The sequence below is a fragment of the Pseudomonas sp. UW4 genome (assembly GCF_000316175.1).
Lineage (GTDB): Bacteria > Pseudomonadota > Gammaproteobacteria > Pseudomonadales > Pseudomonadaceae > Aquipseudomonas > Aquipseudomonas laurylsulfatiphila.
The window spans coordinates 1,749,366-1,774,029 of sequence record NC_019670.1 but is presented as its reverse complement, the minus strand read 5'-3'; the positions used below and the strand labels follow the sequence as shown (position 1 = coordinate 1,774,029).

Genomic DNA, 24,664 nt, shown 5'->3' with positions numbered 1-24,664 from the left:
AAACCGGGGGGTCCGGTTTGTGTGATTTTTTTTACAATTGACTTTGAATGGGGCGCTCGTGTTTTTTCGCGCGCAAAAACAAAACCCCAACTGCTTTCGCAATTGGGGTTTCGGAATTTAATCTTGACGATGACCTACTCTCACATGGGGAAACCCCACACTACCATCGGCGATGCATCGTTTCACTTCTGAGTTCGGGATGGGATCAGGTGGTTCCAACGCTCTATGGTCGTCAAGAAATTCGGGTACTGAGTCGTGACCGGATGGCCTCGCTTCAGCAAATTGGGTATGTAATAGAGTTCGGTGTTTTGTGAGTCTTTCGAACTTTCGGTTCGTTTCGTCTTCACACACCGCAATCTGATGCTTCTTTCGAAGTAAGCAAATTGCTTGGGTGTTATATGGTCAAGCCTCACGGGCAATTAGTATTGGTTAGCTCAACGCCTCACAGCGCTTACACACCCAACCTATCAACGTCGTAGTCTTCGACGGCCCTTCAGGGAACTCAAGGTTCCAGTGAGATCTCATCTTGAGGCAAGTTTCCCGCTTAGATGCTTTCAGCGGTTATCTTTTCCGAACATAGCTACCCGGCAATGCCACTGGCGTGACAACCGGAACACCAGAGGTTCGTCCACTCCGGTCCTCTCGTACTAGGAGCAGCCCCTCTCAAATCTCAAACGTCCACGGCAGATAGGGACCGAACTGTCTCACGACGTTCTAAACCCAGCTCGCGTACCACTTTAAATGGCGAACAGCCATACCCTTGGGACCGGCTTCAGCCCCAGGATGTGATGAGCCGACATCGAGGTGCCAAACACCGCCGTCGATATGAACTCTTGGGCGGTATCAGCCTGTTATCCCCGGAGTACCTTTTATCCGTTGAGCGATGGCCCTTCCATACAGAACCACCGGATCACTAAGACCTACTTTCGTACCTGCTCGACGTGTCTGTCTCGCAGTCAAGCGCGCTTTTGCCTTTATACTCTACGACCGATTTCCGACCGGTCTGAGCGCACCTTCGTACTCCTCCGTTACTCTTTAGGAGGAGACCGCCCCAGTCAAACTACCCACCATACACTGTCCTCGATCCGGATAACGGACCTGAGTTAGAACCTCAAAGTTGCCAGGGTGGTATTTCAAGGATGGCTCCACGCGAACTGGCGTCCACGCTTCAAAGCCTCCCACCTATCCTACACAAGCAAATTCAAAGTCCAGTGCAAAGCTATAGTAAAGGTTCACGGGGTCTTTCCGTCTAGCCGCGGATACACTGCATCTTCACAGCGATTTCAATTTCACTGAGTCTCGGGTGGAGACAGCGCCGCCATCGTTACGCCATTCGTGCAGGTCGGAACTTACCCGACAAGGAATTTCGCTACCTTAGGACCGTTATAGTTACGGCCGCCGTTTACCGGGGCTTCGATCAAGAGCTTCGCGTTAGCTAACCCCATCAATTAACCTTCCGGCACCGGGCAGGCGTCACACCCTATACGTCCACTTTCGTGTTTGCAGAGTGCTGTGTTTTTAATAAACAGTCGCAGCGGCCTGGTATCTTCGACCGGCGTGGGCTTACGGAGCAAGTCCTTCACCCTCACCGGCGCACCTTCTCCCGAAGTTACGGTGCCATTTTGCCTAGTTCCTTCACCCGAGTTCTCTCAAGCGCCTTGGTATTCTCTACCCAACCACCTGTGTCGGTTTGGGGTACGGTTCCTGGTTATCTGAAGCTTAGAAGCTTTTCTTGGAAGCATGGCATCAACCACTTCGTCACCTAGAAGGTAACTCGTCATCAGCTCTCGGCCTTAAGATCCCGGATTTACCTAAGATCTCAGCCTACCACCTTAAACTTGGACAACCAACGCCAAGCTGGCCTAGCCTTCTCCGTCCCTCCATCGCAATAACCAGAAGTACAGGAATATTAACCTGTTTTCCATCGACTACGCTTTTCAGCCTCGCCTTAGGGACCGACTAACCCTGCGTCGATTAACGTTGCGCAGGAAACCTTGGTCTTTCGGCGTGGGTGTTTTTCACACCCATTGTCGTTACTCATGTCAGCATTCGCACTTCTGATACCTCCAGCAAGCTTCTCAACTCACCTTCACAGGCTTACAGAACGCTCCTCTACCGCATCACCCGAAGGTGATACCCGTAGCTTCGGTGTATGGTTTGAGCCCCGTTACATCTTCCGCGCAGGCCGACTCGACTAGTGAGCTATTACGCTTTCTTTAAAGGGTGGCTGCTTCTAAGCCAACCTCCTAGCTGTCTAAGCCTTCCCACATCGTTTCCCACTTAACCATAACTTTGGGACCTTAGCTGACGGTCTGGGTTGTTTCCCTTTTCACGACGGACGTTAGCACCCGCCGTGTGTCTCCCATGCTCGGCACTTGTAGGTATTCGGAGTTTGCATCGGTTTGGTAAGTCGGGATGACCCCCTAGCCGAAACAGTGCTCTACCCCCTACAGTGATACATGAGGCGCTACCTAAATAGCTTTCGAGGAGAACCAGCTATCTCCGAGCTTGATTAGCCTTTCACTCCGATCCACAGGTCATCCGCTAACTTTTCAACGGTAGTCGGTTCGGTCCTCCAGTCAGTGTTACCTAACCTTCAACCTGCCCATGGATAGATCGCCCGGTTTCGGGTCTATTCCCAGCGACTAGACGCCCTATTAAGACTCGCTTTCGCTACGCCTCCCCTATTCGGTTAAGCTCGCCACTGAAAATAAGTCGCTGACCCATTATACAAAAGGTACGCAGTCACAGAACAAAGTCTGCTCCCACTGCTTGTACGCATACGGTTTCAGGATCTATTTCACTCCCCTCTCCGGGGTTCTTTTCGCCTTTCCCTCACGGTACTAGTTCACTATCGGTCAGTCAGTAGTATTTAGCCTTGGAGGATGGTCCCCCCATATTCAGACAAAGTTTCTCGTGCTCCGTCCTACTCGATTTCATGACTAAGAGATTTTCGCGTACAGGGCTATCACCCACTATGGCCGCACTTTCCAGAGCGTTCCGCTAATCTCAAAGCCACTTAAGGGCTAGTCCCCGTTCGCTCGCCACTACTAAGGGAATCTCGGTTGATTTCTTTTCCTCAGGGTACTTAGATGTTTCAGTTCCCCTGGTTCGCCTCTTGCACCTATGTATTCAGTACAAGATAACCATCTTATGATGGCTGGGTTCCCCCATTCAGACATCTCCGGATCAAAGTCTGTTTGCCGACTCCCCGAAGCTTTTCGCAGGCTACCACGTCTTTCATCGCCTCTGACTGCCAAGGCATCCACCGTATGCGCTTCTTCACTTGACCATATAACCCCAAGCAATCTGGTTATACTGTGAAGACGACATTCGCCGAAAATTCGAATTTCTCAACTAAGAGAACTCACAAATTTTACCTTAGCCTGATCCGTTACCAGTGAAAGTAACGTTCAGTCTATCTTTCTATCACATACCCAAATTTTTAAAGAACGATCTAATCAAAAGACTAGAAATCAATATTCATTGCAGAATATTCATTTCTAAACTCTCAAACTTTCGAAGCAGTTAATGGTGGAGCCAAACGGGATCGAACCGTTGACCTCCTGCGTGCAAGGCAGGCGCTCTCCCAGCTGAGCTATGGCCCCATACAAAATTGGTGGGTCTGGGCAGATTCGAACTGCCGACCTCACCCTTATCAGGGGTGCGCTCTAACCAACTGAGCTACAGACCCAATTTCGAGCGCGTAACTGTTAGCGTTGAGCTATCAGCTTGGAGCTTAAAGCTGCTTCTATCGTCTTCTTCAATGAATCAAGCAATTCGTGTGGGAACTTATGGAGCAGCTGAGTCGTCGATTAAGGAGGTGATCCAGCCGCAGGTTCCCCTACGGCTACCTTGTTACGACTTCACCCCAGTCATGAATCACACCGTGGTAACCGTCCTCCCGAAGGTTAGACTAGCTACTTCTGGTGCAACCCACTCCCATGGTGTGACGGGCGGTGTGTACAAGGCCCGGGAACGTATTCACCGCGACATTCTGATTCGCGATTACTAGCGATTCCGACTTCACGCAGTCGAGTTGCAGACTGCGATCCGGACTACGATCGGTTTTGTGGGATTAGCTCCACCTCGCGGCTTGGCAACCCTCTGTACCGACCATTGTAGCACGTGTGTAGCCCAGGCCGTAAGGGCCATGATGACTTGACGTCATCCCCACCTTCCTCCGGTTTGTCACCGGCAGTCTCCTTAGAGTGCCCACCATAACGTGCTGGTAACTAAGGACAAGGGTTGCGCTCGTTACGGGACTTAACCCAACATCTCACGACACGAGCTGACGACAGCCATGCAGCACCTGTCTCAATGTTCCCGAAGGCACCAATCCATCTCTGGAAAGTTCATTGGATGTCAAGGCCTGGTAAGGTTCTTCGCGTTGCTTCGAATTAAACCACATGCTCCACCGCTTGTGCGGGCCCCCGTCAATTCATTTGAGTTTTAACCTTGCGGCCGTACTCCCCAGGCGGTCAACTTAATGCGTTAGCTGCGCCACTAAGAGCTCAAGGCTCCCAACGGCTAGTTGACATCGTTTACGGCGTGGACTACCAGGGTATCTAATCCTGTTTGCTCCCCACGCTTTCGCACCTCAGTGTCAGTATCAGTCCAGGTGGTCGCCTTCGCCACTGGTGTTCCTTCCTATATCTACGCATTTCACCGCTACACAGGAAATTCCACCACCCTCTACCATACTCTAGCTTGTCAGTTTTGAATGCAGTTCCCAGGTTGAGCCCGGGGCTTTCACATCCAACTTAACAAACCACCTACGCGCGCTTTACGCCCAGTAATTCCGATTAACGCTTGCACCCTCTGTATTACCGCGGCTGCTGGCACAGAGTTAGCCGGTGCTTATTCTGTCGGTAACGTCAAAACACTAACGTATTAGGTTAATGCCCTTCCTCCCAACTTAAAGTGCTTTACAATCCGAAGACCTTCTTCACACACGCGGCATGGCTGGATCAGGCTTTCGCCCATTGTCCAATATTCCCCACTGCTGCCTCCCGTAGGAGTCTGGACCGTGTCTCAGTTCCAGTGTGACTGATCATCCTCTCAGACCAGTTACGGATCGTCGCCTTGGTGAGCCATTACCTCACCAACTAGCTAATCCGACCTAGGCTCATCTGATAGCGCAAGGCCCGAAGGTCCCCTGCTTTCTCCCGTAGGACGTATGCGGTATTAGCGTTCCTTTCGAAACGTTGTCCCCCACTACCAGGCAGATTCCTAGGCATTACTCACCCGTCCGCCGCTGAATCAGAGAGCAAGCTCTCTTCATCCGCTCGACTTGCATGTGTTAGGCCTGCCGCCAGCGTTCAATCTGAGCCATGATCAAACTCTTCAGTTCAAACATCTTTGGGTTTTGAGAAAACCCTAAACTTGGCTCAGCAATCGTTGGTTACATCTTTGATTTCTCGCGGAGTAACTTGTGATGCTGATAATCTGTTGACTAGCAGTCTGACTCCACAAGCACCCACACGAATTGCTTGATTCAGTTGTTAAAGAGCGGTTGGTTAAGATCTTTCGTCTCAACCGAGGCGCGCATTCTACAGCAGCCTCATTTGCTGTCAAGTGATTATTTTCAGAAGTTTTCAAGGAATCCTTAACAACTTCAACCACTTGCGCTTTCGATCTCTCGTCAGCGGGAGGCGAATTCTACAGCGTTACTCGCTGCTGTCAACACCTCTTTTTCAACTTCCTTTATGCTTCGATGACCTGAAACAACCCGCTGCCGAAAACTGCGTAACTCTTTGTTTATCAAGGAGTTTTCCGTTTCGACTGCGCCGGAAGTGGTGCGAATTATAGACATCTGAAATCTGCCGTCAAGCACTGATTCAGGTTTTCTATCGATATGTGCAAAAACACTGCTTATAGATAGACGCGCCTGCGGAGAATGCGCAGTATATTGCCCAACACAAATAGAAACGCCCTTGATCCCCATATTTCGGACGATGCCACCTAATGAATGATCAGCCTCGCAGCCTGGCCTCTACCCTGCTCTCGGTTGGGCTGCTGCTCATCGCCATGGCGTCGATCCAGTCCGGAGCCTCCCTGGCCAAAAGCATGTTCTCCGTTGTCGGCCCCCAAGGGACGACAACATTACGGCTGATTTTTGCCAGTGTGATCATGATGCTGATACTGCGTCCATGGCGGGCAAAACTCACCGCAAAGTCCCTGCGCACCGTCATCGTCTACGGGATGGCACTGGGCGGCATGAACTTCCTCTTCTATATGTCATTGCAAACCGTACCGCTGGGCATCGCGGTGGCGCTTGAGTTCACCGGCCCATTGGCTGTGGCGATCTACGCCTCGCGCCGCGCGATCGACTTTTTGTGGATCGCCCTGGCCGCCGTTGGCTTGCTGTTACTGATACCGACTGGAGAAGCGAGCGCAGGAATCGATCTGGTAGGCGCCGGTTATGCCCTGGGGGCGGGGGTCTGCTGGGCACTGTACATTCTGTTCGGGCAAAAAGCGGGGGCCGATAATGGCGTGCAAACCGCCGCGTTGGGGGTAATGATCGCTGCGCTCTTCGTAGCCCCTATCGGTATTGTCCATGCTGGCTCCGCTTTGCTGACCCCTTCATTGATCCCCATAGCCCTTGGCGTCGCCGTCTTGTCCACCGCCCTCCCCTACACCTTGGAGATGGTCGCCCTGACCCGTATGCCTGCCAGAACCTTCGGTACGCTGATGAGCATCGAGCCTGCCTTTGGCGCGTTATCAGGCTTGCTGTTCCTTCATGAATACCTCTCGCTGTCGCAGTGGATGGCAATCATGTGCATCATTCTGGCGTCCGTCGGTGCAACCATGACCATGGGCAATGCCACCAGGCCGGCAGTCGCGGCAGATTGATAGCAGATATGACACAGGTCTGGTATTTACCGCTCAATTAGGCCATGTTTAGCCCCGCCCCCCAGAGTCATGCCATGGACAATTTCTGATAGGGATATCGGTACGCTTCAAGCGAAAGCGAACGCGAACGCCGCCAGACCCGGGCACAAGATCCGGGGACGCTTTAAGGACAGTAATGAAACGATTTTTGATACTGATCGCCGTACTTGCAATTGCGGGCTGCGCAGCGACCTCCGAAACACAGATCAAGCACGGCAAGAAAGGGCTACACATCAACTGTTCCGGGCTGTCTTCGTCCTGGGACAAGTGCTACGCCAGCGCTGCCAACTCCTGTGCCCCCAAGGGATACAAGGTCATCGCCAAGTCGGGAGACTCCGTGGAGGAGCCCGGTGATTATCCGTTTGGCCTCAATCCCGCGGGTTATACCAGCCGCAGCATGATTGTCATCTGCAAATAGGCAGGGTCGTCGTGTCAGGCTCCCGAACTTGCGATCTGACGGCCGATTTCCTCGTAGCTGGACTTCAGCACCGTGCGCTGGACATCCGGGCTAGCCAGCATTCGCGCTACAACCAACGCACCAATACATTGCGACAGAATTGCCCACGCCAGGCTGTCGCTTTGCAGGACACCCGCCCAACTTTCCTGAAGGCGACAAATCCAGTGCTCTGCCTGTTGGCGGACACTCACATCGGAACGGGCAATTTCCGCCCCCAATGCCGGTAACGCGCAACCGGTTTCCGGATTCTCGACGTGAGACATGCTCAGGTACAGCTTCAGGCAGCGCTCAAGCTTGTCACGGCCCTGTCCTTCCCCCAGCCGCGCCAGACTTTGACCCAGTTCACGTTCGACAATGGTTGCGAACAACTCGTCTTTCGACGAAAAGTGACTGTAGAAGGCCCCACCACTCAAGCCAATGGCTTTCATCAGGCCGTCCACGCCCACCGTGGAAAAACCGGATTTCTTGGCCGAGAACGCACTGCTTTCCAGCAGCCTTTGCCTGGTTTCCAGCTTGTGACTGGCCGAATAACGCATTGCCCTTCCCCCTGAGTTGCTCACCTTGACGTCTGTCGAATCATAGCATAACGTTCGTTTAGTTAACGATCGTTTACCAAAGGGATCAACCCATGAATAACAAGAAGGTCGTATTGGTCGTCGGTGCAGGTGACTCCACGGGCGGCGCCATTGCCAAGCGGTTTGCCCAGGAAGGGTTTGTCGCCTGCGTCACCCGTCGCAGCGCGGACAAGCTCCAGCCACTGGTGGAGGCCATCAAGGCTGACGGCGGCGAAGCTCACGGGTTTGCCTGTGATGCACGTAAAGAAGAAGACGTGATAGCGCTGGTCGAGCAGATCGAAAGCCAGATCGGCCCCATCGAAGCATTTGTCTTCAACATCGGCGCCAACGTGCCGTGCAGCATTCTCGAAGAAACCGCCCGCAAGTATTTCAAGATCTGGGAAATGGCCTGTTTTTCCGGTTTTCTCAATGCCCGTGAAGTGGCCAAGCGCATGGCCAGGCGCCAGCGCGGCACCATTCTGTTCACCGGCGCCACCGCAGGCATGCGTGGTGCTGCCGGGTTCGCCGCATTTGCGGGTGCCAAGCATGGCATTCGGGCATTGGCGCAAAGCATGGCCCGGGAACTCGGACCGATGAATATTCACGTTGCACATGTCATCGTCGATGGCGCCATCGATACCGATTTCATCCGTGAAAGTTTCCCCGAGAAATACGCTACCAAGGATCAGGATGGCATCCTCAATCCCGAGCATATCGCCGAAAACTATTGGTACCTGCACAGCCAGCCCCGCGATGCCTGGACCTTCGAGCTGGACCTTCGCCCCTGGAGCGAACGCTGGTAATCGCCCACACACAACAATAAGACGAGCGCCTTGAACATGAGCAAAACCGTGGAGTTCTACTTCGACCTCGGCAGCCCCGCCACCTATCTGGCCTATACCCAGCTACCGAAGATTTGCGCACAGACCGATACCCGGCTGGTCTACATTCCGCTCTTGCTGGGCGGAGTATTCAAAGCCACCGGCAATGCTTCTCCGGCGACTATCCCGGCCAAGGGCCGCTACATGTTTCAGGACCTGGACCGCTATGCCAAACGCTACGGCGTGCCCCTGAAGTTCAATCCGCACTTCCCGATCAACACCTTGATGCTCATGCGCGCCGTAACAGGCATGCAGTTGCGCCATCCGGAACGCTTTGCCGCCTTCCTCGACTGCCTGTTCAAGGCCATCTGGGTAGAGGGTCGCAACCTGGACGAACCGGCAACTGTCGCGGCAGTACTCAGCGAAAACGGCTTCCACCCACAGGAAGTACTGGCCCTGACCGCCGATGAAGAAATCAAGACGGCGCTCAAGGACAATACCGAAAAAGCCGTAAAGCGAGGCGTATTCGGAGCCCCGAGCATGTTTGTCGACAACCAGCTGTACTTCGGCCAGGATCGACTGGACTTCGTGCTCGAAGCCCTGAGTTAGACCTCGATGACCAACCGCCCCTTTGCCGCTCCCGACAAGAGCAGTGCATGGGCGGCTTCTGCCGATTCCAGCGTGAACGAGTGCGGGTCAAGCAACGGCACGAGCTTGCCCGCCTCGATCAACCCCGCCGCCTCGCGCAGAATCTCGCCGTGATGCTCGCGCCCCAGGCCCGTCAACAGTGGCAGCAGGGTGAAGACACCGGAGTAAGTCGCCCCGCGAAAGGAAAGCGGTGCCAGGCTGTGCTGGCCCCACCCCAGGCAACTGAGTACATGACCGTGATACACCCGGGCAGCCTTGAATGACGCATCCAGCGTTTCGCCCCCCACTGTGTCATAGACAATGTCGAAGCCCTCACCGGCGGTATGTTCGGCCACATAGTCTTCGATCGAAGACTTGCGGTAATCGATAAAGGTCGCGCCGAACCCTTCGATGATCGATTGTTGCCCGGCCGAGCCCGTGGCAAAAACCTCAGCACCAAAAGCGCGGGCGATTTGTACCGCTACATGTCCGACGCCCCCGGCGCCACCCTGTATCAATACCTTCTGACCGGACCGAACGCGAGCCCGGTCCACCAGACCTTCCCAAGCGGTGATCAGCACCAGTGGCAATCCAGCCGCTTCGCGCATGCTCAGGTTGTGCGGTTTGCGAGCCAACAGGCGGGCATCGACCGCCGCGTACTCGGCCAATGAACCTTGAATACCACCAATACCCGTGGCCATGGCGTACACCTCATCCCCCGGCAGCCAGCCACTGACACCCTCGCCCAGCGACTCTACAATCCCGGCCAGATCCATTCCGACAATCGCCGGCAGTGGTTGCCTCGCATGGGCCGCTTGCCCGGAGCGGATTTTTCCATCCAGTGGATTCACACCGCTGGCCTTGATCCTGACCAATACCTGCCCTGCCTGTGGCACGGGCCGCGCGATGGAAACCAGGCGTAACGGCGCATTGGCCGAGTCGATCATCAGAGCGCGCATGTTCAGTGAGTCAGTCATTTCGCCATCTCCCATCAGAAGTGAATACAGGGTCAATCTTGCCCCGCCCTATTCATGCCGATAAGACGCCATATCGCTATAGTGATCATGCCTGCACAGCATCAATGAGAAATTCCGTGGACACACTCAATGCAATGGCAATATTCGTACGGGTGGTCGAGCGTGGCAGCTTTTCCGCCGTTGCCCGGGAGTTGCAGACCAGTCAGCCGACCATCAGCAAGGTGCTGCAAGCGCTGGAAACCCGATTGGGCGGAAAGCTGATTGCCCGCAGTACCCGCAAGCTATCGCTGACGGACGAAGGTCAGCGCTATTACAACGAATGCCGGATCATCCTCGCTGCCGTGGATGCGGCAGAACACAGCTTCCAGTCCGGCCGGGAAAAGGTGGCCGGTCCTCTGAAAATCGGTTCGTCGGTCAGTTTCGGCCGCTTGCAGATCGCTCCCCGATTGCCGGACTTTCTCAGACGCTACCCTGACGTACAGATAGACCTGCAACTGAACGATCAGAACCAGGATCTGGTCAGTGAAGGGCTGGACGTCACCTTCCGGATCGGCGCCCTGAACGACAGTGGCCTGATCGCTCGCCTTGTAGGTTCGACCCGTCGGGTGACCGTCGCATCACCTGACTACCTCAGGCAATACGGCCAACCGCAAACACCGCAGGAACTGGGCAGGCACAACTGCCTTATGTTCAACCTGCTGAGCAGTCAAAACCTGTGGGTTTACGCAAAAGATGCCCAGCGTCACGAGGTGCGGATCAAAGGCAATGCGCAGAGCAACAATTCCGAGGCGATCCGCGAACTGGTGCTGGGGGGATTGGGGATTGCGCTATCGCCGGTGTGGTTGTTCAGCGAGGATCTGAAAGCCGGAAGAGTGACGGCGATTCTTCAGGACTACACTGCAGAGTCGCTACCGATTCATGCCGTGTCCCCGGCGAATCGTCGCCAATCCGCCAGGGTCAAAGCCTTTGTTGACTACATGAGCCGGGCGCTGGAGACAGCGCCCGAACTGAAAGCAATCAAATAGCCGCGGTACGCGTGTTCAGCCACTCAAGGGCCGCACCCTCGACCAATGGGCTCAGGCGTTCGCGCACTTCGGCGTGGTAGGCATTGAACCACTGCTTTTCATCTTCGGTCAGCAGCGTGGTTTCCAGGCAACGGGTGTCGATCGGGCACAGGGTCAGCGTTTCGAACTTCAGGAATTCACCGAATTCGCTTTTGCCTGCCTCACGGTTCATCGCCAGGTTTTCGATCCGCACGCCCCAACGGCCCGGACGATAGGTGCCCGGTTCAATGGACGTGATCATGCCCGGTTGCATCGCCGTTTGCGGGGCAGGTGCAGCCTGATAGGCGATGACTTGCGGACCTTCGTGGACGTTGAGGAAGTAACCGACACCATGACCGGTGCCATGACCATAGTCGACACTTTCCGCCCAGATCGGCGCACGAGCGATGGCATCGAGCAGCGGCGACAGAATGCCTTTCGGGAACTGCGCGCGGGACAAGGCAATCACGCCCTTGAGCACGCGGGTGCAATCGCGTTTTTGCTCATCGGTCGGGGTGCCCACTGCAACCATCCGCGTGATGTCGGTGGTGCCGCCCAGGTACTGGCCTCCGGAGTCGATCAACAGCAGACCATCCCCTTCGATGACCGCGTGTTCCTCTTCGGTGGCGTGGTAGTGCGGCATCGCGCCATTGGCGTTGTAGGCGGCAATGGTATTGAAGCTCAGCGACACATAATCCGGACGGCGCTCACGGGCGGCGGTGAGTTTTTCGTCGATGGTCAGTTCGGTGATGCGCTCACGGCCCAGCGCCGAGTCCAGCCAGGCGAAGAATTCGCACAGTGCTGCGCCGTCCTGCTCCATGGCCTGACGGATGTGTTCGGCATCGGCCAGGCTTTTTTGCGATTTGGCCAGGGTGGTCGGGTTCAGGCCCTCGATCAGCTTCACCCCACTGTCGAGGTTGTCCAGCAACCCCGCCGTGACCCGCGCCGGGTCGACTTGCAGGCTCGCGCCGCTCGGCACGGCGCGCAGTGCGACAGCGACTTCGCTGTAGTCGCGCAAGGTCACGCCGTCCTGCTCAAGGATGGCGCGCAGTTCGGCACTGACCTTGCTCAGGGCGACAAACAGCGTGGCCTGTTGCTGATTGATCAAGGCGAAGGAAACGAATACCGGGTTGAACGACACGTCGCCGCCACGCAGGTTGAACAGCCAGGCGATGTCATCGAGGGTGGCGATGAAATGCCAGTCGGCGCCACGGGCCTGAAGGGTTTCACGCAGTTTTGCGAGTTTTTCGCCACGGCTGACGGTCGCTTGTGGAGGCAGGTGCTGATAAATCGGTTCGTTCGGCAGGCTTGGGCGGTCGCTCCAGACTCCGCCAAGCAGGTCGATGTCGGTGCGCAGGCGGGCGCCACGCTCTTCAAGTTTAGCGCCCAGGGTCCGCGCCGACGCCACGGCCATGACCGCGCCATCGACCGCGACAACGCCACCCTCGGGGGTTTGCTCGGCCAGCCACTCCAGTGGCCCGGGTTGGCCCGGTTGCAGCTTGACCAGGTCAATGCCGCTGCCCTTGAGTTCCTTGGTCGCCTGCTCCCAGTAACGGCTGTCAGCCCAGACGCCGGCAAAATCCGGGGTCACTATCAGGGTGCCGACCGAACCATGGAAACCCGACAACCACTGGCGCCCCTGCCAGTAACCCGGCAGGTACTCGGACAAGTGCGGGTCGGCCGACGGCACCAGCAAGGCGTGAATGCCCTCCCGGCTCATCAGTTCGCGAGTTTGCGCCAGGCGCTGGGGCACCGATCCATTGATCGAAAGCTGCGTATTCATCGTGTCTCCTGCTAACCACTTCATCATTATTGTTGAGTGCCGATCAGCGTCGGCGCTTCGTCGCCCTATTGCCAGAATGCCGGAGCACTGGCGCAGGCTGCCTTGATCAGTTGAACCGCCTGGTCGATATCCTGCTCGGTGGTGAAACGCCCGAGGCTCAAGCGGATGGTGCGGCCGGCCGAGCGGGCATCATGCCCCAGGGCCAGCAGCACATGGGATGGGGTATTGCTCGCGGAATTGCACGCCGAGGTCGCGGAAAAAGCGATCGAGGCCAGCAACGCCGCCGGGTTGAACTCGCCTTGCGCGAAGGTCAGGCTCAGGGTATGGGGAATGCGCCGGGTCGGGCTGCCATTGAGTCGCACGCCGGGAATGCCCTGCAATTGCTCGAGCAAGCGTTCACGCAAACGCACGATGGTGGCTTTCTCTTCATCGAACGCAGCGGCCGCCAGTGCAAAGGCCGAGCCCATGGCCACGATCTGATGAGTCGCCAGGGTGCCGGAACGCAGACCGCCCTCATGCCCGCCGCCATGGATCTGCGCCTGCAATCGTTGCTGGGCACGCGGACCGACATACAACGCACCGATGCCTTTGGGGCCGTACAGTTTATGCGCGGAAAACGACATCAGGTCCACCGGCCACTGCGCGAGGTCGATCGCCACTTTGCCCGCGCCCTGTGCGGCGTCGACATGGAACAACGCCCCGCTTTCACGCACCACCTGACCGATGGCGGGAATATCGTTGAGCGTCCCCAGTTCGTTGTTGACCAGCATCAGCGACACCAGGAAAGTGTCCTCGCGCATGGCTTCGCTGACCGCTTGCGCGGTGATCAGCCCATCGGCATCCGGCACCAGGTACGTCACGGCGACACCGACATCCTGCAGTTGCCTGGCGGTATCGAGAATGGCCTTGTGTTCGATCTGGCTGGTGAGGATATGGCCACCGCCAGTGCCGCGCCCCTGGGCTACGCCTTTGAGGGCAAGGTTGTTCGATTCGGTGGCGCCTGAGGTCCAGACGATCTGTTCAGGTGTCGCGCCGACCAGTTCGGCGACCTGGCGTCGCGCCTGCTCAACCGATTGCCGGGCCTGTTGGCCGAAGACGTGGGAGCTGGAGGCCGGGTTGCCGAAATTGCCGGTAAAGCCCAGACACTCGACCATCACCTTGATGACCCGCTCATCCACCGGCGTGGTGGCGGCGTAATCGAAATACAACGGACGTTTATTCATAAAAGACTCGCAGAGCGTGTTCCGGGATCAGGAAGCTCGTGACTGCAAACGGCAAAGCGCAGCCTTGTGAGCTGCGCGCTGTTTTCAGAACGCTACCAATACCTGATCGGATGCCGTTAAAGAAGGACTACTTCATTTAATAGTGCGTAGGAACGCTCCTGAAAAGTCAGCTTAACAGGCATCGGGCAACCGGTTGAAGCAATGCGTCAGCCAAAGCTTTCGAGTAGCAGCGGATAAAGCGAACCCACGAGCAGCGCGGCCATGCCCCAATTGAACAGGCGCAGCCAGCGGCGATCCTTCAGAACATTGCGCAACAGCGTGCCGCAAGCGGCCCAGACACCGACACTCGGCAGGTTGATAATGGCAAAAACCGCCGCAATCACGATCACATTGGTGAAGTAACCCTGCATCGGCGTGTAGGTGCTGATGGCGCCAATAGCCATGATCCAGGCCTTGGGGTTGACCCACTGGAACGCGGCGGCACCCAGATAGCTGATCGGTTTCGCCTCGCTCTGCTGACCCTCCGACACTGGCCCGGAATGAGCGATTTTCCACGCCAGATACAGCAGATACGCCGCCCCCACGTAACGCAGCACGTTATAGAGCAAAGGGTAAGCCTGGAACACCGCGCCAAGGCCGAAACCGACCGCCACCACCAGTACAAAGAAGCCACAAGTGATGCCGAGCATGTGCGGAATCGTGCGGTTGAAGCCGAAGTTCACCCCCGAAGCCAGCAACATGGTGTTGTTCGGACCGGGTGTGATCGAGGTGACGAGGGCGAACAGGGCAAAGCCCAGCAGCAGGTCGAGTGAGAGCGTCATGGGTGGCAGTCCGTCAGGGTCGGTCAGGTGTTGACCCTATCGCACACCTTGGGCGAAACCCATGGACAGTTACGCGAAACTTGGAGCAGTACAGTTTTGCCTCAGCTTGGACGACCGTGAAGCTGTACAGATCGGCTGGCGTTCATTTCCCCCTGGTTGTCGTAGCTCAACGACTTTTGCGGCTGGCCGAGCAGTTCGGCTTTTTTCGCGTGGTATTCATCGAAGGACAATCCGCGGCGGTTCAGCGCCTCCAGCGCCAGTTCCTTGCTTTCTTCAGCCGTGTAAGGGCGAAGCTCCGGGGAAACATGGCTGGCACATCCGGCGAGTACGGAGACAGCGAGCATCAGCAGAGTGGCGATCATCGGTTTCATTTCTGGCGTCCTGGCGACTGGTTCGAGGCAATGAACACAGGCTACCGGCGCCTCCCGGGTAGCAGAAATCAACGCTTTCAATAGTGGCTATCAGGAAATGGCGATCATTGTCCTTATCAGCGCTGGAGCCTACCTGATGGCACTTGTATGGCGTGGCTGCTCGTCGGGCGCTCGGTGAGGCGAAAGCGGCTGGCCTATATTTAATCGGCTGCACAACGAAGCAAGTACTTTCCATTCACATAACAAGAACAGGGAGATCCATCATGAGTGTCAAACCCATTCCGGAGGGGTATCACAGCATCACCCCCTATCTGGGCATCCACAAAGCTGCCGAAGCCATCGATTTCTACAAGAAAGCCTTCGGCGCCATTGAGGTCATGCGCCTGGCCATGCCCGATGGTGGCATCGGTCACGCCGAACTGCGCATCGGCGATTGCCCGATCATGCTGGGCACACCGTGCGATCAAGGACCGCTGAGCAACCCGGACAATTCGCCGTCCGTGGGTCTGCATTTGTATGTGACCGATGTCGACAAGTCCTACAAACAGGCCATCGATGCCGGTGCCACCGTTGTATCCGAGGTCAAGGATCAGTTTTACGGCGATCGCTCGGGCACCTTGAAGGATCCCTACGGGCACCTGTGGTTCCTGGCGACGCGCAAGGAAGACCTGACTCAGGAGCAGATTGAACAACGGGCGAAGAAAATGTTTCAGCAGGGTTGAATCTTCGATGCCGGAGCGGGCCTCTTCGCGAGCAGGCTCGCTCCCACAGGGGCCCCGACCCACTCTCCTGGTAATGCGAAACATTTACTTTCATTTTCTCTTTCGGGATTTCCTTTGCTCATCCGTCTTACCTAGATGCAGTCCTGTCGCGTAGGCAAAAGCCACGACTGGACCTTCAGGGCGCTCCCCCCTGCGAAGCCCGCAGCCGAGCGGCCTCTCATCCAGGCAAGACCTTCAATATGTCAAAGAAATCCCGCTCAAAAATCTGGTTTCTGGTCCATAGCTGGCTGGCGCTGCCGATCTGGTTTTTCGTGCTGATCGTCTGCGTGACCGGCACCCTGGCGGTGATCAGCCAGGAAATCGTCTGGCTGGCCAACCCGCCCATGCGCGCCAGCCAGCCCTCGGACGATGCACCGCTGCTCAGCTATCAACAGGTCATCGAGGCCATCAACAAGGCCGAACCGCAGACCGTGGTGCAGAGCATCAGTCGGCCCGACGAGTCGCACTTCGCGCTGGATGTCGAAGTCAGCTATCCCGACGGACGCTCGGTGGTGATTTATGTCAATCCATACAGCGGCGTGATCCAGGGCGTCGCGCCGGAGTTCAACTTCCGCGCCTTCACCCGGGCACTGCACGGCTGGTGGCTGGTGCCGTTCACCAACGGCTACAGCTGGGGCTGGTACCTGGTGTCGTTTCTCGGCTTGCCGCTGCTTGCTTCGCTGGTCACCGGGCTGGTGGTCTACAAACGCTTCTGGAAAGGCTTTTTCCGCCCGACCCTGCGGATTCGCCACGGCGCGCGGATTTTCTGGGGCGACTTCCACCGCTTGAGCGGCATCTGGTCGATCTGGTTCATCGCGGTGATTTCCATCACCGGCACCTGGTTCCTGATCCAGGCCTTGCTGTTCGATAACCAGATTTCCATCTCCACGGAAAAGATCATTCCGGCGATGTCCCGCGAAGCGGTGCCGCTGTCGCCCGATGGGTCGCCCCCGCCGCGTATCGACCTTGATCGCGCGATTGAAATCGCCACGCAGAAAATCTCCGGGCTGGAAGCCAGCTTCGTCAGCCTGCCGGGCAATGCCTACAGTCATCTGGATGTCGGGGGACGCGGTTGGTATCCACTGATGTTCCAGACCGCGACCCTCAACCCGTACAACGGCGAAATCGCCGCCTCGCGCCTGATTTCGGACCGTTCGACCCTGGAGTTCGTCACCGAATCCATGCGCCCGCTGCACACCGGCGACTTCGGTGGCCTGTGGATCAAGCTGATCTGGGCGTTCTTCGGCCTGTTGCTGAGCATGATGGTGCTCAGCGGCTTGCTGATCTGGACCAAGCGCACGGCACTGGCGACGGCCAATGCCTTCAAGCGCAGCAACAGGAAACCGCGCAGCGCCACGGCGCAACCGGCCACCCGCAATGAAGCATCGGAGGCCAACCTGTGAGCAAAGACATTGCGGTCTCACCACCCTCGCGCTTGAACCTGTTCTGGCACAAATGGCGCTTTCACCTGAACGTCCTGTTGCTGCTGATTCCACTCGGCTTCATGCCCAAGTACTTCGCGGATGAAGCATTGATGCGTGGCGACAGTGGCCTGGGCGAACGCGAAGTCGGCGAAGTCCAGGTCGGCCCCTGGAGCCTGCGCCTGGCGGAATTGCGCAACGCCGCCCCCACGCTCGACGGCCCGGCCGGCTACATGAAGGGTTTCAACGCGGCACTGTGCGAGGCCTGTATCGGACAGGTCAAGGCCACTTACCTGCGCATCGGCAAACCCCGCAGCCTGCGCGCCGCCGGCGTGATTTTCTTCGGCACGCCGTACCGCATGGGCGCTTCACTGCCCGTCCCGGAAAAGACCACGGCCGACGCCGAGCTGTGGATCACTATGGAAGGCTGGGACGGTGCCATGCATCAGGCATCCATTCCTTTGAGCCAGGCCTCCCCCGCCACCATCGCCTGGCTGAACAAACAAGGAGGTAAACCATGATCAAACTCAAAACCCTGTTGCTGCTCTGCGCCGGTTTCAGCGCCAGCGCCCTGGCCCACAACCCGATGTGCGAATGCAAGGCCATCGACGCCGAGCAGATCAAATGCACCGGCGGCTTTTCCGACGGCAGCGGCGCACCGGGCGTGACCCTCGATGTGATCGGCTACGACGAAACCATTCTGGTGCCTGGCAAACTCGGAGCCGATTCGACCCTGACGTTCAAGAAACCCGGCGCCGAGTTCTACGTGCTGTTCGACGCAGGCCCCGGTCACGTGGTGGAAATCGACCAGGCGGACATCCAGGCGCCATGAATACTTCAACGACCCAGGTCGTGCGCCCGGCGGGTGCCGGCCACGAAACCCTCTACGTCCTGCTGCTGTGCCTGATGATCCTTGCGATCGCAGGTTCGGTGGTGCTCTGGCGCGGGGAATCCCATGAGGTGAGCAGCATCAACAGCCACCAACTGGATGCGCGCCGCGACCTCAGCGCTGCCGAGCAAGGCATCTACGCCGATTTGCGGGTGACGCTGGACGAGATTCATTTGCTGCGCCAGGAACAGCAAACCCTGCCGCCCCCCGAGGCCCTCGCCGACGAGGGTTTTGCCCCGTTTGCCCAGGATGCCAGTTCCGTCAGCCGTGGCAGCCATGCCTGGCAATTGCTCAACGCCAAGGCCTACTTCGGCCAGAGCCAGACGCCGACGGTCGCCGGTTCGTTCCTGATGCGCCTGACCGCCACCGATGACGCTCCGGACATCTGGCTCAACCGCGCCGGCACGCTCACCGCTCCGGTCGACCTCAGCGACAGCGCGCTCGAAAGCGCCGGCTGGCAACAGATCGTCGCGCAATTCGATGCCGGCGTGACCCGCCAGCACCGGCATTGAACCCTCGCCCTCACCCGAGAGAAGACCGCTTTCCCATGCCCATTTCATCTCAACGTTCTATCTTGCGCGTGCTGCTGATCGGCCTGCTGGCCTGCCTGCTGCCATCCTTCGCCAGTGCCGACGCGACCAAGCGCCTGCGCATCGGCATCACCCTGCACCCGTATTACAGCTACGTGGCGAACATCGTCGGTGACAAGGCCGAAGTGGTGCCGCTGATTCCGGCCGGTTTCAACCCGCATGCCTACGAACCCCGCGCCGAAGACATCAAGCGCATCAGCGGGCTGGACGTGATCGTGCTCAACGGCGTAGGCCATGATGATTTCGCCGACCGCATGATCGCCGCCAGCGAAACCCCCAATGTGCCGGTGATCGAAGCCAATGAAAACGTGCCGCTGCTCGCCGCCACCGGTGTTGCCGCCCGCGGTGCCGGCAAAGTGGTGAACCCGCATACCTTCCTGTCCATCAGCGCCTCGATCGCCCAGGTCAACAACATCGCCCGGGAGCTGGGCAAGCTCGATCCGGCCAATGCCAAAACCTACACCGAGAACGCCCGCGCCTACGGCAAGCGCCTGCGCAAGATGCGTGCCGATGCCCTGGCCAAACTGACCCAGGCGCCGAACGCCGAGTTGCGCGTGGCCACGGTACACGCCGCCTACGACTACCTGCTGCGCGAGTTCGGCCTGGAAGTGACCGCCGTGGTCGAGCCGGCCCACGGCATCGAGCCGAGCCCGAGCCAGTTGAAAAAGACCATAGACCAACTGCGTGAGCTGGACGTGAAGGTGATCTTCTCGGAGATGGATTTTCCCTCCACTTACGTCGACACCATCCAGCGCGAATCCGGCGTGAAGCTGTATCCGCTGTCGCATATTTCCTACGGCGAATACACCGCCGACAAGTACGAAAAGGAAATGACCGGAAACCTCAACACCGTGGTGCGGGCGATTCAGGAGTCGGGGGCATGACATCGAAAGAAACCATCCCGGCCGATACAGAGTCCCCTGTGGGAGCGAGCCTGCTCGCGAAGGCGTCCAGTCAGTCAACATCACCGGTGAATGACCCACCGCATTCGCGAGCAAGCCCGCTCCCACAGGTTTCGGGCCCGACCCTGGATTTTACCGACATCAGCCTGACCCTCGGCCGCACGACGATCCTCGACAAGGTGACCTTCCAGGTCCGTCCCGGCAGCGTGCATGCGCTGGTCGGCCCCAACGGCGGCGGCAAGAGTTCGCTGATCAAGACCCTGCTCGGGCAAATGCCGCATCAGGGCCGCTTGAGCCTGCAGTGGTCGGCGGAGCCGGGAACCATTGGCTACGTGCCACAGGCGCTGGAGTTCGACCGGGGTTTGCCGATGACTGTCGACGATTTCATGGCTGCCATGTGCCAGCGTCGCCCGGCCTTTCTCGGTTTGAGCAAACATTACGCGACGGCGATTGGCGAGGCCCTTGAACGGGTCGGCATGCAGGACAAGCGCAAGCGCCGCATGGGTGCGTTGTCCGGCGGCGAACGCCAGCGGGTGTTGCTGGCCCAGGGGCTGATTCCGCCTCCGCAACTGCTGGTACTCGACGAGCCGATGTCGGCCCTCGATGAGGCCGGGATCCAGGTGTTCGAACGTCTGCTCGGCGACTGGCGAGCGGCGGGCATCACCGTGCTGTGGATCGAGCACGACCTGGAAGCGGTCGGGCGCCTGGCCGATCACGTCACCGGCCTCAATCGCCGCGTGCTGTTCGACGCCACGCCGCAACAGGCACTGACGCCGGAGCGCCTGCTGACGCTGTTCTCGACTCACCCACGGAGCCTTGCCTGATGAGTTACGAAGCTTTTCGCCTGATGGTCCAGGGTTGGGCATCGTCGGGTTATCTGCCCGAGGCGCTGGCCTATGGATTTGTGGTCAATGCGCTGCTCGCCGGGCTGCTGATCGGCCCGGTGCTGGGCGGCCTGGGTACGCTGGTGGTGGTCAAGCGCTTCGCGTTTTTCTCCGAAGCCGTCGGCCATGCCGCGTTGACCGGCGTGGCCATCGGCATTTTGCTCGGCGAACCCTACACCGGTCCCTACGGCAGTCTGTTCGGCTACTGCCTGCTGTTCGGCATTCTGCTCAACTACCTGCGCAACCGCACCGGCCTGGCACCGGACACCTTGATCGGCGTGTTCCTCTCGGTGTCGCTCGCCCTGGGCGCCAGCCTGCTGTTGATTCTGGCGGGCAAGATCAACGTGCACATCCTGGAAAACGTGCTGTTCGGTTCGGTGCTGACGGTCAACGGCAATGACCTGCTGGTGCTGACCATCGTCGGTTCGCTGGTGATGGCCCTGGCTTTGCCCTTGTACAACCGCATCATGCTCGCCAGCTTCAATCCGCAACTGGCAGCGGTGCGCGGGGTGGCGGTGAAGGCCCTGGATTATCTGTTCGTGATTCTGGTGACGCTGATCACCGTCGCCGCGGTGAAGGTCATCGGGGCGATTCTGGTCGGCGCGCTGCTGGTGATTCCGGCAGCGGCGGCGCGTTTGCTCAGCCAATCGCTGAAAGGCTTTTTCTGGTGTTCGGTGCTGATCGCCACTGTCAGCACGCTGTGCGGGATTCTCGCGCCGATCGTCTTCGACCTGCCGATTCCATCCGGCGCCGCGATCATCCTCGTGGCCGGTATCGCCTTCGCCCTGGCCGCCATTGCGCGCGGCATCGTCCCCAGCCTGAAAGGGAACCTTGGATAAATGATTTATTCTCTGCGCCAACTGACCCTCACGATTGCCCTGTGCGGGCTGGCCGCTACGACCTTCGCTGCAAACAACGGTAAACCGCTGCGCGTGCTGGCCTCTTTGCCGATCACTTATGGTCTGGGTGAAGTGTTGCTCAAAGGCACCGATGTCAGCCTCGAACGTGCCGCGCCGGCCAATCTGCCCGGCAGCCGCCAGACCGCCTATTTCACCGGCCGAGGTGCTCCGGCGCTGGCCCAACTGGCGAAGGATGCCGATGCGGTGATCGGCCTGCGTTCACTCTGGCCGGATGACCCGCTGTACCCGATCTCCCGTCGCAGCAATATCCGTATCGTCGAAGTCGATGCCGCCCGCCCGGTGGACGGCGCCCTGCCGGGCATCGCCGTGCAGCCGGGCAACAGGGTCGACGGCCTCAACAGCCAGCCGTGGTTTTCCAGTAACAACATGGGCCGCATGGCCGACGTGATGGCGGCGGACCTGGTACGCCTGGCCCCCGAGGCCAAGCCGAAGATCGACGCCAACCTGGCAGCCCTCAAGCAACGCTTGCTCAAGCTCAGTGCTGACAGCGAAGCGCGGCTGGCGACGGCCGATAACCTCAGTGTGATGAGCCTCAGCGATCATTTCGGCTACCTGATCGGTGGGCTCAATCTGGAGTTGGTGGGGCTGGATGCGCGACCGGATGCGCAATGGACGCCGGAAGCGCTCAAGGCGTTGAGCGCGATGCTCAAGGACAATGATGTGGCGGTGGTGTTGCATCACCGGCAGCCTTCGGATGCTGTAAAAGCGGTGATTACCGAATCGGGTAGCCGGTTAGTGGTGTTGAGTACCGATGCAGGGGATCCGGTGGCAGAGCTGGAGGGGAATGTGGATCTGGTCATCAAGGGGCTTAGTGGTGTGTAACCTCAGTAGGACCGCGTTATCGTTCTTCGCGAGCAAGCCCGCTCCCACATTGGAAATGCGGTCCCCTGTGGGAGCGGGCTTGCTCGCGAAGGCGGCCTGACAGACAACACAAAATCCCGATATGAAAAAAGCCCGCTGACCTTACCGGCTCAGCGGGCTCTTTTATGGGCGACGGATCAGTTCGCCACAGCCGCCTGCTCATCCATCTTCTGGCGCAGGCTCAACGGACGCATGTCAGTCCAGGTCTCTTCGATATAGGCCAGGCATTCCTTTTTCAGCCCGCTTTTACCCACGGTGCGCCAGCCCTGTGGTACGGCTTTGTAATCGGGCCAGATCGAGTATTGCTCTTCATGGTTGACCACGACCTGAAAGAGGATGTCCTCGCGGTCGAATACTGAAGTCATGCTGTCTCTCCATCGATGTTGGGCGGGCTGCGCCGTGTGCGCAGCCGTTATGTAGAAGGAACGTTACGCGGCGCGAAAAATTTATAGATCGCGGGTGGCAGCAGCCAGGGCCCGACCGAAAATCCCGGCCACCTGATCGATTTCCGCAGCGCTGATCACCAGTGGCGGCAGGAAGCGCACCACCGCGCCATGGCGGCCACCGAGTTCCAGGATCAAGCCACGCTTGAGGCATTCGCGCTGTACCAGGGGGGCCAGGCGGGCGAACGCCGGCGGGTGACCCTGGGCATCCAGTGCGCCCGTCGGATCGACCAGTTCGACACCGAGCATCAAGCCACGCCCACGAATATCACCCAGTTGCGGGAAGTCCCGTTGCAGAATGCGCAGGTGCTCGGCCAGGCGCTCGCCCATGGCGGCGGCATGCTCACAGACTTTGTGTTCGACCAGATAGCGCATCACTGCTGAACCGGCGGCCATGGCCATCTGGTTGCCACGGAAGGTCCCGGCGTGGGCGCCCGGCAGCCAGGTGTCGAGCCACTCGCGGTAGACCACCACCGCCAGCGGCAGGCTGCCGCCGATGGCCTTGGACATCACCACGACATCGGGAATGATCCCGGCGTGCTCGAAGGCAAACATCTTGCCGGTCCGGGCAAAACCGCTCTGGATTTCATCGACGATCAGTGCGACGCCCGCCTTTTCGGTGATCCGCCGCACACCGCGCAACCAGTCCAGGTCGGCCGGGATCACCCCACCCTCGCCCTGCACCACTTCCACGATCACCGCCGCCGGCAACTGCACACCGGCCTCGGGGTCGTTGAGCAGGTTTTCCAGATAGCTCAGGTTGGCTTTCACCCCTTGCGCACCGCCCAGCCCGAACGGGCAGCGATAATCGTAAGGGTACGGCATGAACTGCACGCCGCTGCCGAGCAAGGCGCCCAGCGGCTTTTTCGGCCCGAGGCTGCCCATCAGGCTCAGCGCGCCCTGGCTCATGCCGTGATACCCGCCCTGGAACGAGATCACGGTGCTGCGGCCAGTGGTGGTACGCACCAGCTTCAGGGCGGCTTCCACGGCATCGGTGCCCGTGGGACCGCAGAACTGGATCTTCGCTTCAGCGGCCAGGGCAGGCGGCAGCAGGCCGAACAGGTCCTGGACGAACTGATCCTTGACCGGGGTGGTCAGGTCCAGGGTGTGCAGCGGCAGTTCATCGGTCAGCACTTGCTGGATGGCCTGGATCACCACCGGGTGGTTGTGCCCCAGGGCCAGGGTCCCGGCACCGGCCAGGCAGTCGATGAACGTGCGGCCTTCGACGTCTTCGACGTAAATACCCTTGGCGCGCTTGAGCGCCAGGGGAATGCGTCGCGGATAGCTGCGGGCGTTTGATTCCTGCTGTCTCTGGCGGGCCAGCAATGGCGATTCATTGAATTGATAAAGCGTCTCAGCGGACGTCGCCGGCTGATCTTCGATAAGGCTGGTAGCGACTGACATCTCTCGACCCCTCAATAC

22 protein-coding genes, 2 tRNA genes and 3 rRNA genes are annotated in these 24,664 nt (G+C 58.5%); 14 read left to right on the top strand and 13 right to left on the bottom strand.

Going from position 1 to position 24,664, the window contains the following annotated elements; genetic code table 11:
• Window positions 1-121 precede the first annotated feature (121 nt).
• The 5 genes from rrf to PPUTUW4_RS07765 form a co-directional block, all read right to left on the bottom strand.
• Window positions 122-237, bottom strand: a 5S ribosomal RNA gene (gene rrf, locus PPUTUW4_RS07785).
• 161 nt (window positions 238-398) lie between these two features.
• Window positions 399-3,292, bottom strand: a 23S ribosomal RNA gene (locus tag PPUTUW4_RS07780).
• 240 nt (window positions 3,293-3,532) lie between these two features.
• Window positions 3,533-3,608 (bottom strand) — tRNA-Ala (locus PPUTUW4_RS07775).
• Between the two features lie 9 nt (window positions 3,609-3,617).
• Window positions 3,618-3,694: transfer RNA gene (locus tag PPUTUW4_RS07770), tRNA-Ile, on the bottom strand.
• A gap of 122 nt (window positions 3,695-3,816) precedes the next feature.
• Window positions 3,817-5,353 (bottom strand): 16S ribosomal RNA (locus tag PPUTUW4_RS07765).
• The 16S, 23S and 5S rRNA genes sit together here with 2 tRNA genes alongside, the layout of an rRNA operon.
• A gap of 614 nt (window positions 5,354-5,967) precedes the next feature.
• Here PPUTUW4_RS07765 and rhtA point away from each other — a divergent pair.
• Entirely contained in the window at window positions 5,968-6,855 is an 888-nt protein-coding gene (gene rhtA / locus PPUTUW4_RS07760; RefSeq protein WP_015094118.1) for a threonine/homoserine exporter RhtA, read from the top strand.
• Between the two features lie 175 nt (window positions 6,856-7,030).
• A complete protein-coding gene (locus PPUTUW4_RS07755; RefSeq protein ID WP_015094117.1) occupies window positions 7,031-7,312 on the top strand; it encodes a hypothetical protein in 282 nt (93 codons plus the stop codon).
• Window positions 7,313-7,326: 14 nt separating this feature from the next.
• On the opposite strand, the gene PPUTUW4_RS07750 is transcribed toward PPUTUW4_RS07755, so the two are convergent.
• Window positions 7,327-7,887, bottom strand: coding sequence for a TetR/AcrR family transcriptional regulator (locus PPUTUW4_RS07750; protein WP_015094116.1), 561 nt, complete (start codon window positions 7,885-7,887; stop codon window positions 7,327-7,329).
• Between the two features lie 92 nt (window positions 7,888-7,979).
• On the opposite strand from PPUTUW4_RS07750, the gene PPUTUW4_RS07745 reads away from it, so the two are divergent.
• Complete coding sequence (locus tag PPUTUW4_RS07745; protein WP_015094115.1) at window positions 7,980-8,708, top strand: SDR family oxidoreductase; 729 nt, start codon at window positions 7,980-7,982, stop codon at window positions 8,706-8,708.
• A 36-nt stretch (window positions 8,709-8,744) separates the two neighbouring features.
• Window positions 8,745-9,335 (top strand): 2-hydroxychromene-2-carboxylate isomerase, encoded by a 591-nt coding sequence (locus PPUTUW4_RS07740; RefSeq protein WP_015094114.1) that lies wholly within the window; start codon window positions 8,745-8,747, stop codon window positions 9,333-9,335.
• Here PPUTUW4_RS07740 and PPUTUW4_RS07735 read toward each other — a convergent pair.
• Entirely contained in the window at window positions 9,332-10,330 is a 999-nt protein-coding gene (locus tag PPUTUW4_RS07735; protein WP_015094113.1) for a zinc-dependent alcohol dehydrogenase family protein, read from the bottom strand. The two genes, PPUTUW4_RS07740 and PPUTUW4_RS07735, sit on opposite strands and share 4 nt — an antisense overlap.
• 104 nt (window positions 10,331-10,434) lie before the next feature.
• Between PPUTUW4_RS07735 and PPUTUW4_RS07730 the strand changes: the two genes are divergently transcribed.
• On the top strand, window positions 10,435-11,355 hold the full coding sequence (locus tag PPUTUW4_RS07730; protein ID WP_177325096.1) for a LysR family transcriptional regulator: 921 nt from the start codon (window positions 10,435-10,437) through the stop codon (window positions 11,353-11,355).
• Here the strand turns inward: PPUTUW4_RS07730 and PPUTUW4_RS07725 are convergent.
• The 4 genes from PPUTUW4_RS07725 to PPUTUW4_RS07710 all read right to left on the bottom strand — a co-directional run bounded on the left by PPUTUW4_RS07725 (window position 11,348) and on the right by PPUTUW4_RS07710 (window position 15,571).
• On the bottom strand, window positions 11,348-13,156 hold the full coding sequence (locus PPUTUW4_RS07725) for an aminopeptidase P family protein (RefSeq protein WP_015094111.1): 1,809 nt from the start codon (window positions 13,154-13,156) through the stop codon (window positions 11,348-11,350). The two genes, PPUTUW4_RS07730 and PPUTUW4_RS07725, sit on opposite strands and share 8 nt — an antisense overlap.
• A 65-nt stretch (window positions 13,157-13,221) precedes the next feature.
• On the bottom strand, window positions 13,222-14,379 hold the full coding sequence (locus tag PPUTUW4_RS07720) for an aminotransferase class V-fold PLP-dependent enzyme (protein WP_015094110.1): 1,158 nt from the start codon (window positions 14,377-14,379) through the stop codon (window positions 13,222-13,224).
• A gap of 206 nt (window positions 14,380-14,585) precedes the next feature.
• On the bottom strand, window positions 14,586-15,200 hold the full coding sequence (locus PPUTUW4_RS07715; protein ID WP_015094109.1) for a LysE family translocator: 615 nt from the start codon (window positions 15,198-15,200) through the stop codon (window positions 14,586-14,588).
• 101 nt (window positions 15,201-15,301) lie between these two features.
• Window positions 15,302-15,571 (bottom strand): lipoprotein, encoded by a 270-nt coding sequence (locus tag PPUTUW4_RS07710; RefSeq protein WP_015094108.1) that lies wholly within the window; start codon window positions 15,569-15,571, stop codon window positions 15,302-15,304.
• 263 nt (window positions 15,572-15,834) lie between these two features.
• Here PPUTUW4_RS07710 and PPUTUW4_RS07705 point away from each other — a divergent pair, with 263 nt between their 5' ends.
• From PPUTUW4_RS07705 to PPUTUW4_RS07665, 9 genes are all read left to right on the top strand, one after another.
• Complete coding sequence (locus tag PPUTUW4_RS07705) at window positions 15,835-16,293, top strand: VOC family protein (protein ID WP_015094107.1); 459 nt, start codon at window positions 15,835-15,837, stop codon at window positions 16,291-16,293.
• Window positions 16,294-16,532: 239 nt separating this feature from the next.
• Window positions 16,533-17,735, top strand: a complete 1,203-nt coding sequence (locus tag PPUTUW4_RS07700; RefSeq protein ID WP_015094106.1) for a PepSY domain-containing protein — start codon at window positions 16,533-16,535, stop codon at window positions 17,733-17,735.
• Entirely contained in the window at window positions 17,732-18,274 is a 543-nt protein-coding gene (locus tag PPUTUW4_RS07695; protein WP_015094105.1) for a hypothetical protein, read from the top strand. Before PPUTUW4_RS07700 ends, PPUTUW4_RS07695 begins: the two co-directional genes overlap by 4 nt.
• A complete protein-coding gene (locus PPUTUW4_RS07690; protein WP_015094104.1) occupies window positions 18,271-18,585 on the top strand; it encodes a hypothetical protein in 315 nt (104 codons plus the stop codon). Before PPUTUW4_RS07695 ends, PPUTUW4_RS07690 begins: the two co-directional genes overlap by 4 nt.
• Window positions 18,582-19,154, top strand: a complete 573-nt coding sequence (locus PPUTUW4_RS07685) for a DUF6162 family protein (protein WP_015094103.1) — start codon at window positions 18,582-18,584, stop codon at window positions 19,152-19,154. The genes PPUTUW4_RS07690 and PPUTUW4_RS07685 overlap by 4 nt, the downstream gene beginning before the upstream one ends.
• Before the next feature lie 35 nt (window positions 19,155-19,189).
• Window positions 19,190-20,116 (top strand): metal ABC transporter substrate-binding protein, encoded by a 927-nt coding sequence (locus PPUTUW4_RS07680; RefSeq protein WP_015094102.1) that lies wholly within the window; start codon window positions 19,190-19,192, stop codon window positions 20,114-20,116.
• Window positions 20,113-20,958 carry a metal ABC transporter ATP-binding protein gene (locus PPUTUW4_RS07675; protein WP_015094101.1) on the top strand — a complete coding sequence of 282 codons (846 nt, stop codon included), beginning with the start codon at window positions 20,113-20,115 and terminating at the stop codon, window positions 20,956-20,958. The genes PPUTUW4_RS07680 and PPUTUW4_RS07675 overlap by 4 nt, the downstream gene beginning before the upstream one ends.
• Complete coding sequence (locus PPUTUW4_RS07670; protein ID WP_015094100.1) at window positions 20,958-21,857, top strand: metal ABC transporter permease; 900 nt, start codon at window positions 20,958-20,960, stop codon at window positions 21,855-21,857. Before PPUTUW4_RS07675 ends, PPUTUW4_RS07670 begins: the two co-directional genes overlap by 1 nt.
• Entirely contained in the window at window positions 21,858-22,760 is a 903-nt protein-coding gene (locus tag PPUTUW4_RS07665) for a zinc ABC transporter substrate-binding protein (protein ID WP_015094099.1), read from the top strand.
• A 176-nt stretch (window positions 22,761-22,936) separates the two neighbouring features.
• Here the strand turns inward: PPUTUW4_RS07665 and PPUTUW4_RS07660 are convergent, their stop codons facing one another.
• Together PPUTUW4_RS07660 and PPUTUW4_RS07655 are read right to left on the bottom strand one after the other, a co-directional pair.
• Complete coding sequence (locus tag PPUTUW4_RS07660; protein ID WP_015094098.1) at window positions 22,937-23,164, bottom strand: MbtH family protein; 228 nt, start codon at window positions 23,162-23,164, stop codon at window positions 22,937-22,939.
• A gap of 81 nt (window positions 23,165-23,245) precedes the next feature.
• On the bottom strand, window positions 23,246-24,646 hold the full coding sequence (locus tag PPUTUW4_RS07655; protein WP_015094097.1) for an aspartate aminotransferase family protein: 1,401 nt from the start codon (window positions 24,644-24,646) through the stop codon (window positions 23,246-23,248).
• Window positions 24,647-24,664 lie beyond the last annotated feature (18 nt).

Bases quoted from the DNA above. Each gene is read 5' to 3' on its own strand.
- rhtA (WP_015094118.1), top strand. From the start codon at position 5,968: ATGAATGATCAGCCTCGCAGCCTGGCCTCTACCCTGCTCTCGGTTGGG.
- PPUTUW4_RS07755 (WP_015094117.1), top strand. From the start codon at position 7,031: ATGAAACGATTTTTGATACTGATCGCCGTACTTGCAATTGCGGGCTGC.
- PPUTUW4_RS07750 (WP_015094116.1), bottom strand. From the start codon at position 7,887: ATGCGTTATTCGGCCAGTCACAAGCTGGAAACCAGGCAAAGGCTGCTG.
- PPUTUW4_RS07745 (WP_015094115.1), top strand. From the start codon at position 7,980: ATGAATAACAAGAAGGTCGTATTGGTCGTCGGTGCAGGTGACTCCACG.
- PPUTUW4_RS07740 (WP_015094114.1), top strand. From the start codon at position 8,745: ATGAGCAAAACCGTGGAGTTCTACTTCGACCTCGGCAGCCCCGCCACC.
- PPUTUW4_RS07735 (WP_015094113.1), bottom strand. From the start codon at position 10,330: ATGACTGACTCACTGAACATGCGCGCTCTGATGATCGACTCGGCCAAT.
- PPUTUW4_RS07730 (WP_177325096.1), top strand. From the start codon at position 10,435: ATGAGAAATTCCGTGGACACACTCAATGCAATGGCAATATTCGTACGG.
- PPUTUW4_RS07725 (WP_015094111.1), bottom strand. From the start codon at position 13,156: ATGAATACGCAGCTTTCGATCAATGGATCGGTGCCCCAGCGCCTGGCG.
- PPUTUW4_RS07720 (WP_015094110.1), bottom strand. From the start codon at position 14,379: ATGAATAAACGTCCGTTGTATTTCGATTACGCCGCCACCACGCCGGTG.
- PPUTUW4_RS07715 (WP_015094109.1), bottom strand. From the start codon at position 15,200: ATGACGCTCTCACTCGACCTGCTGCTGGGCTTTGCCCTGTTCGCCCTC.
- PPUTUW4_RS07710 (WP_015094108.1), bottom strand. From the start codon at position 15,571: ATGAAACCGATGATCGCCACTCTGCTGATGCTCGCTGTCTCCGTACTC.
- PPUTUW4_RS07705 (WP_015094107.1), top strand. From the start codon at position 15,835: ATGAGTGTCAAACCCATTCCGGAGGGGTATCACAGCATCACCCCCTAT.
- PPUTUW4_RS07700 (WP_015094106.1), top strand. From the start codon at position 16,533: ATGTCAAAGAAATCCCGCTCAAAAATCTGGTTTCTGGTCCATAGCTGG.
- PPUTUW4_RS07690 (WP_015094104.1), top strand. From the start codon at position 18,271: ATGATCAAACTCAAAACCCTGTTGCTGCTCTGCGCCGGTTTCAGCGCC.
- PPUTUW4_RS07685 (WP_015094103.1), top strand. From the start codon at position 18,582: ATGAATACTTCAACGACCCAGGTCGTGCGCCCGGCGGGTGCCGGCCAC.
- PPUTUW4_RS07680 (WP_015094102.1), top strand. From the start codon at position 19,190: ATGCCCATTTCATCTCAACGTTCTATCTTGCGCGTGCTGCTGATCGGC.
- PPUTUW4_RS07675 (WP_015094101.1), top strand. From the start codon at position 20,113: ATGACATCGAAAGAAACCATCCCGGCCGATACAGAGTCCCCTGTGGGA.
- PPUTUW4_RS07670 (WP_015094100.1), top strand. From the start codon at position 20,958: ATGAGTTACGAAGCTTTTCGCCTGATGGTCCAGGGTTGGGCATCGTCG.
- PPUTUW4_RS07665 (WP_015094099.1), top strand. From the start codon at position 21,858: ATGATTTATTCTCTGCGCCAACTGACCCTCACGATTGCCCTGTGCGGG.
- PPUTUW4_RS07660 (WP_015094098.1), bottom strand. From the start codon at position 23,164: ATGACTTCAGTATTCGACCGCGAGGACATCCTCTTTCAGGTCGTGGTC.
- PPUTUW4_RS07655 (WP_015094097.1), bottom strand. From the start codon at position 24,646: ATGTCAGTCGCTACCAGCCTTATCGAAGATCAGCCGGCGACGTCCGCT.